Below are 5,523 nucleotides of genomic sequence, written 5' to 3'. Positions count from 1 at the left end.
CTCGGCGACCTTCTGCTTCAGGTCGTGTTTCACGCCCGGATGGCCGAGGAATTGAAGGCCTTTGACTTCGGCGACGTGGTCGAGGCTATCACGCACAAGATGATTCGCCGGCATCCACACGTATTTGGTGAGGAAGCGGCCCGTGGCCCTGGTATGGCCAAGGGAATGTGGGACAAGATCAAGGCCGAGGAAAGGGCCGAACGGCGCGAGCGTCGTGCCGCCCTCAATCTCAGCCTCGCTGAAAAGGATGGTTTTCTCGACGATATTCCGCACGGATTTCCGGCCCTAATGCGCGCGCTGAAACTTCAGCAACGCGCGGCGAAGGTCGGCTTCGACTGGTCGGAAGCGGCGCCCATTCTCGAAAAGATCGAAGAGGAAATCGGCGAGTTGAAACAAGCGATCGCGAGTGGCGACGCCAAGGATACGGAAGAAGAATATGGCGATCTGCTCTTTGCGATCGTCAATCTCGGCCGTCATTTGAAGCTGGAGCCCGAAAGCGCGTTGCGCGGGACCAATGAAAAGTTTCGCAAGCGTTTTCACTATATCGAACGCAAGCTTGCCGAACAGGATCATTCGCTCGATGCTGCTACGCTCGAAGAGATGGAAGCGCTTTGGCAAGAGGCGAAAACCGCAAAGTAGCGCACTACCTGTTGTTTCGGCTGAGTTTTTCCTCAAGCATCTGGTTCGACGCGATAGTCATGTCCATCGTCAGCGCAATCGACCCATCGTCGAGGTCCTTGCGTTTCACATTGCTGGAATGCTGGTAAATCCAATCCATCAGACGCATCTGGTCGTGTTTAAGTGTAATCCTGACCTTCGAAAGGGTTCCTGAAATCCTGCTCTCGATCTCCTGAAGCAGCGCGTCCACACCCTCGCCCGTAAAGGCCGAGATCGGGATCGGACGTTCGCTCCCGGCAACGGCCGAACTCTGGCGCAGAGCCGCTTCTCGGCCGGCATCGTCAAGAAGATCGATCTTGTTCCAGACTTCGATTATCCGCTTGGAGTCACCGCGTTCGATGCCGAGGCTTTCCATGATTGCGTGGACGTCTTCGGCCTGGGCCGCCGTATCCGGGTCAGAAATATCGCGCACATGCAGGATTAGATCGGCTTCGACGACCTCTTCAAGCGTTGCGCGGAACGCGGCAACCAGATGCGTCGGAAGGTTCGATATGAAACCCACTGTGTCGGAAAGGATGATTGTTTCGCCGTGTTCCAGGCGTATGCGGCGCAGCGTCGGATCAAGGGTGGCGAACAGCATATCTTCGGCGACGACCCCTGCTCCGGTCAGCCGGTTGAACAGCGTCGATTTCCCGGCATTGGTATAGCCGACAAGCGCCACAACCGGATGCGGCACCTTCTTGCGCTTGGCCCGGTGCAAGGTTCGCGTGCGCACGACGGTTTCGAGTTCGCGCTTGATACGCAGTATTTTTTCCTGCAGCGCGCGCCTGTCCGCCTCGATCTGGGTTTCGCCGGGGCCGCCAAGGAAGCCGCCACCGCCGCGCTGGCGCTCCAAGTGCGTCCAGCTGCGCACGAGCCGGCCGTTCTGGTAAGTCAGGTGGGCAAGTTCGACCTGTAAGGCACCCTCTTTGGTCTGTGCCCGACGCCCGAAAATTTCAAGGATAAGCCCGGTCCGGTCGAGGACCTTGGCATTCCATTCCTTTTCGAGATTGCGCTGCTGCACCGGCGTCAACGGATGTTCAACGATCACCAGTTCAGCGTGCGAAGCCTCTACCATTTCGCCGATCGTTTCCACCCTGCCCGTTCCGAGCAGGGTCGCCGGGCGCGGGTTGGGAACCTGGACGACATCCGAATGGACGATATCGAGATCGATGGCGCGCGCGAGCCCTTCGGCTTCTTCGAGGCGGGCTTCGTCGCTGCGCTGGAATTCGTGTTGATTGTTGTTGCCGCGCGAATCCTTGCCGCCGTCGGCAAACCGTTGCGGCAGAATGGGCACGAGGACGATGGCGCGCGTCAGTTCCTTGGCCGTTTCGCCGTTACCGGCAATTTGGCTGGACTTTGTTGCGTTACGCCGTGTTTCTTTGGTCAAATTGGTTTCAGTCGCTCTCTTCAACTTCGAACATTTGCACGGGCTGGCTCGGCATTATGGTCGAGATCGCATGTTTATAGACGAGCTGCGAATGGCCGTCACGACGTAAAAGCACGCAGAAGTTGTCAAAGGAAGTGACAATACCCGTCAGTTTCACGCCATTGATGAGGAAAATTGTCAGCGAAATCTTTTGTTTTCTGACTGAATTCAGAAAAAGATCCTGAAGATTCTGCGATCGTTCAGCCATTGTTCTTGTCCTTTATGCGATCAGCAAAGCGTCTTATACAACATTCAGTAGCAGGAGTGGATATGACTCTACTCCTGCGGGAGGTGAAAAAGTGCGTCTGTTAGTCCCCTCACTCTCCGGTTAACAGGCTGGCGTTCTTTCCGCAACGTCAAAAAACGCTTCCCGCAAGGAAAGTGTAGTCTCTCCAGGATGGCCATTTGCCACCGATTCGCCATCAATCGCAACGATTGGCATTACAACCGTGGTCGCCGCCGTCATGAAAACCTCCTTGGCTTTCTTGGCTTCGTCCACGGAAAAACCCCGCTCCTCGATTTTCAGACCCAGCTTTTTCGCCACATCAAAGATGGTTGTTCGGGTAATCCCACGCAAGATGCCACTTTCCGCTGGACGGGTTACAAGCGTGCCGTCCTTGGTGACAATCCACGCATTGGTCGCCGCGCCTTCCTTGACCGTGCCATCCGGATCGATGAACCACGCTTCCTGAGCGCCTTGTTCCTTGGCTTGTTGGCGCGCGAGGACATTGGGCAACAGACCGATCGACTTGATGTCGACCCGCTCCCAGCGATTTTCGGGGACGGTGATGACCTTGATCCCCTTGGCCGCTCTTGCCGCCAACGTATTTGGGTCCGTGCGCTTGGCCGTGACGACAATCGATGAAGGCGTACCGGCGGCCGGAAAGACGTGATCGCGCCTGGCAACGCCGCGCGTGACCTGGAGATAGACGAGACCATGATGGACGCGGTTCCGTCGTACCACTTCCCTGATCACCACCACCAATGCCTTGCGATCCATTGGCCAGGCGATACTGAGTTCTGTCAGCGAACGATTGAGACGATCGAGATGGCGGGTCATATCCATGATATTGCCGCGTGCAATTTCGCAGACTTCATAGACGCCATCGGCGAACTGATAGCCACGGTCCTCGATGTGAATTCCAGCTTCGGAATGCTGAACGTACTGACCGTTCACATATGCAATGCGTGACATCTGCTTGCAACCTCAACCGAACGTGCCGAAGACGATGCGCATCGGGTTGGGCAGGTCGACACGCTTACCGGTATCGACAAGCGCTCCCGTCGAAACATCGCGTTTGAAGATGGCGATACCCCCGCCTTTCTGGTTGGCCACGAGCATGAATTCGCCGCTTGGATCGATGGTGAAGTTGCGCGGGCCGATACCCTGCGAAGGTGTCCAGCCAACCAGCGAGATTTCACCGGAGGGCGCAACAGCGTAACTGACGATGCTGTTATGACCGCGGTTGGAACCATAAAGAAACTTGCCATCGGCGCTGATCGCAATTTCCGCGCAGGTGTTCGTGTCCGTGAAGTCATCCGGGATGCTTGGCAGCGTTTGTAGGATTTTAAGCTCGCCTTGCGAAGCATCGTACTCGAACACACTGACCGTGCAGTTCAATTCGTTGATGACATAGGCGATCTTGCCGTTCGGATGGAAGGTCATATGACGCGGTCCTGCGCCATCCGGGAATTGAACGAACGGTGCCCGCGCAAGGGTGAGGCCCTCACCCTTCTTTGGCAAGTTATAGGCAATGATCCTGTCCAGACCGAGATCGCAGACAAAAAGGTATCGGTTGTCGGGGCTTGCCACGGCACAATGGCCGTGCTGTCGTTTCTCGGAAGCAATGATCGCGCTCTTGCCCTCGTGGGCGGCTGCCGCGAAGGCAGGATCCAGTCCGCCATCGTCGCGTATCGAGAACGCCGCGATCGCATTGCCGGGGCGTTCGCCAAGGTCGGCGACCGTGTAGTTCGAGGCGAAAATCGTTGATCCCGGCCGATCGAACCCGAGATGGCAGGTGGTATTGCCGAGCGTTGACTGCATGTTGATGTAGGAGAGTTCGCCCGTCGCAGGATCGATATCGAATGCGACGGCCATGTTCTCGTTCCATGCAGGGATCTCCACGGCGGCGTAAAGACGCTTGCGCTTCTCGTCGATGGCGAGATAGCCGGGATTATCGATGGCGAGATATTCGCTGGCGGGCGTCAAATCTCCGGTCGCGCTGTCAAAGCGATAGACGCTGATTCCCGTACCCTGGCCATTGCGATTTTGCGTTCCGACAAATGCGAATGTGTTTGGCATCGTATATCTCATGAGCTCGGTGCTGTTAGATGGAGAACGTCCCCATCTTCGGGAATGATGAGTCTATGCTTATCAACCGACCGGCTGTTCGCATAGGTCCGAAGCGCGCTCCGCGATATCGTCGCATGATCGAGCGCTTCCATGTGCACGGCGATGACCTTGGCGGAGGGCGCTGCAATCTCGCAGACTTCACTCGTCTGTTCGGCGTCCATCACGATCAGAACGTCATCCCATTTGGCGCCACAGGAATGGGTGATGATGATGTCGGGTTCTGCCGTCTTGATGGTTTCGCGTACGGCGGATAGAGAATAGTGTCGCCGGCCCAATAGATCGACGGTTCGCCCTCGCCCTCGATGGTGAGCCCCATCACCTGCCCCATCTTTTCGAGCACCGGTCCCGATCCGTGATTTCCCTCGCGGCGCTTCAGGTAAATGCCATTGATCGTCAGATCCTCGTAGAGCGGGGTTACATCCAGAAAGCCGAATGACCTGATTTTTTCCTCATCGCCTGGCTGGCAGATCAGGGGCAGATGCTTGGGTACGAGATCCTGTGCAACCTTGTCAAAGTGATCGGCATGAAGATGCGAAACGAGGACAAAATCCACACCAGCGAGAATTTCGTCCGTCGATACTGGCAGATCGGTCATCGGATTGGGCGAGCGTCCGGTGAATGAGGATCTGCTATGCTTGGGGCCGAAATCCGGATCGATCAATATCGTCGAGCCCGCATAGTCGATTTTGAGCGTTGCGTTGCGAAAAAGCTGCAGTTTCATGGGCTTGACTTCCTGCTGGTCAGAAGAATTCGAGGCTGACGCGGAACATCTGCTCAACCTGTTTTACTATCGCAGCCGTGGCAAAGAGGATGACCCGGTCGCGTGGCTTGATACGCAGGCTGCTTTGGGGCTTGATGATCTCCCCGTTGCGGTAGATTGCACCTACGCGCAATCCCTCGGGCAAATCAAGTTCCCCAAGCGTGGCGCCAACCATTGGCGAGGTTTCGAGCGCCTCTGCCTCGATGATTTCCGCCTTGCCGTTCTCGACGCTGTGTACCGCGCGGATGCGGCCCCGCCGGACATGCTGGAGTACGCGAGAAATCGTGACGCTGCGCGGACTGATTTGTGCGTCGATACCCAGCG

Annotated in this window: 7 protein-coding genes; 1 reads left to right on the top strand and 6 read right to left on the bottom strand. The window is 56.7% G+C overall.

Translation table 11 applies throughout. The features are described 5' to 3' along the window. Nucleotides 1-639, top strand: a 639-nt coding sequence (gene mazG, locus AAAB35_RS20715) for a nucleoside triphosphate pyrophosphohydrolase (protein WP_340670161.1), incomplete at its 5' end; no start/stop codon positions are given. A gap of 4 nt (nt 640-643) precedes the next feature. Here the strand turns inward: mazG and hflX are convergent. The 6 genes from hflX to AAAB35_RS20685 form a co-directional block, all read right to left on the bottom strand. Then, nucleotides 644-2,005 (bottom strand): GTPase HflX, encoded by a 1,362-nt coding sequence (gene hflX / locus AAAB35_RS20710; RefSeq protein WP_340670162.1) that lies wholly within the window; start codon nt 2,003-2,005, stop codon nt 644-646. 49 nt (nt 2,006-2,054) lie between these two features. After that, nucleotides 2,055-2,294 carry an RNA chaperone Hfq gene (gene hfq / locus AAAB35_RS20705; RefSeq protein WP_008129219.1) on the bottom strand — a complete coding sequence of 80 codons (240 nt, stop codon included), beginning with the start codon at nt 2,292-2,294 and terminating at the stop codon, nt 2,055-2,057. A 120-nt stretch (nt 2,295-2,414) separates the two neighbouring features. Then, nucleotides 2,415-3,281 carry a D-amino-acid transaminase gene (locus AAAB35_RS20700; RefSeq protein ID WP_340670160.1) on the bottom strand — a complete coding sequence of 289 codons (867 nt, stop codon included), beginning with the start codon at nt 3,279-3,281 and terminating at the stop codon, nt 2,415-2,417. Between the two features lie 12 nt (nt 3,282-3,293). Beyond that, nucleotides 3,294-4,388 (bottom strand): lactonase family protein, encoded by a 1,095-nt coding sequence (locus tag AAAB35_RS20695; protein ID WP_340670159.1) that lies wholly within the window; start codon nt 4,386-4,388, stop codon nt 3,294-3,296. A gap of 217 nt (nt 4,389-4,605) precedes the next feature. After that, nucleotides 4,606-5,160, bottom strand: coding sequence for an MBL fold metallo-hydrolase (locus tag AAAB35_RS20690; protein WP_340670157.1), 555 nt, complete (start codon nt 5,158-5,160; stop codon nt 4,606-4,608). 19 nt (nt 5,161-5,179) lie between these two features. Then, nucleotides 5,180-5,523: TrkA C-terminal domain-containing protein (locus AAAB35_RS20685; protein ID WP_340670156.1), on the bottom strand; the 344-nt coding region annotated here is incomplete at its 5' end.

This window comes from Phyllobacterium sp., from assembly GCF_037994425.1.
Taxonomy (GTDB): domain Bacteria; phylum Pseudomonadota; class Alphaproteobacteria; order Rhizobiales; family Rhizobiaceae; genus Phyllobacterium.
Note: the sequence above shows the minus strand (reverse complement) of the source record. Positions and strands in the feature narration are given on the sequence as shown.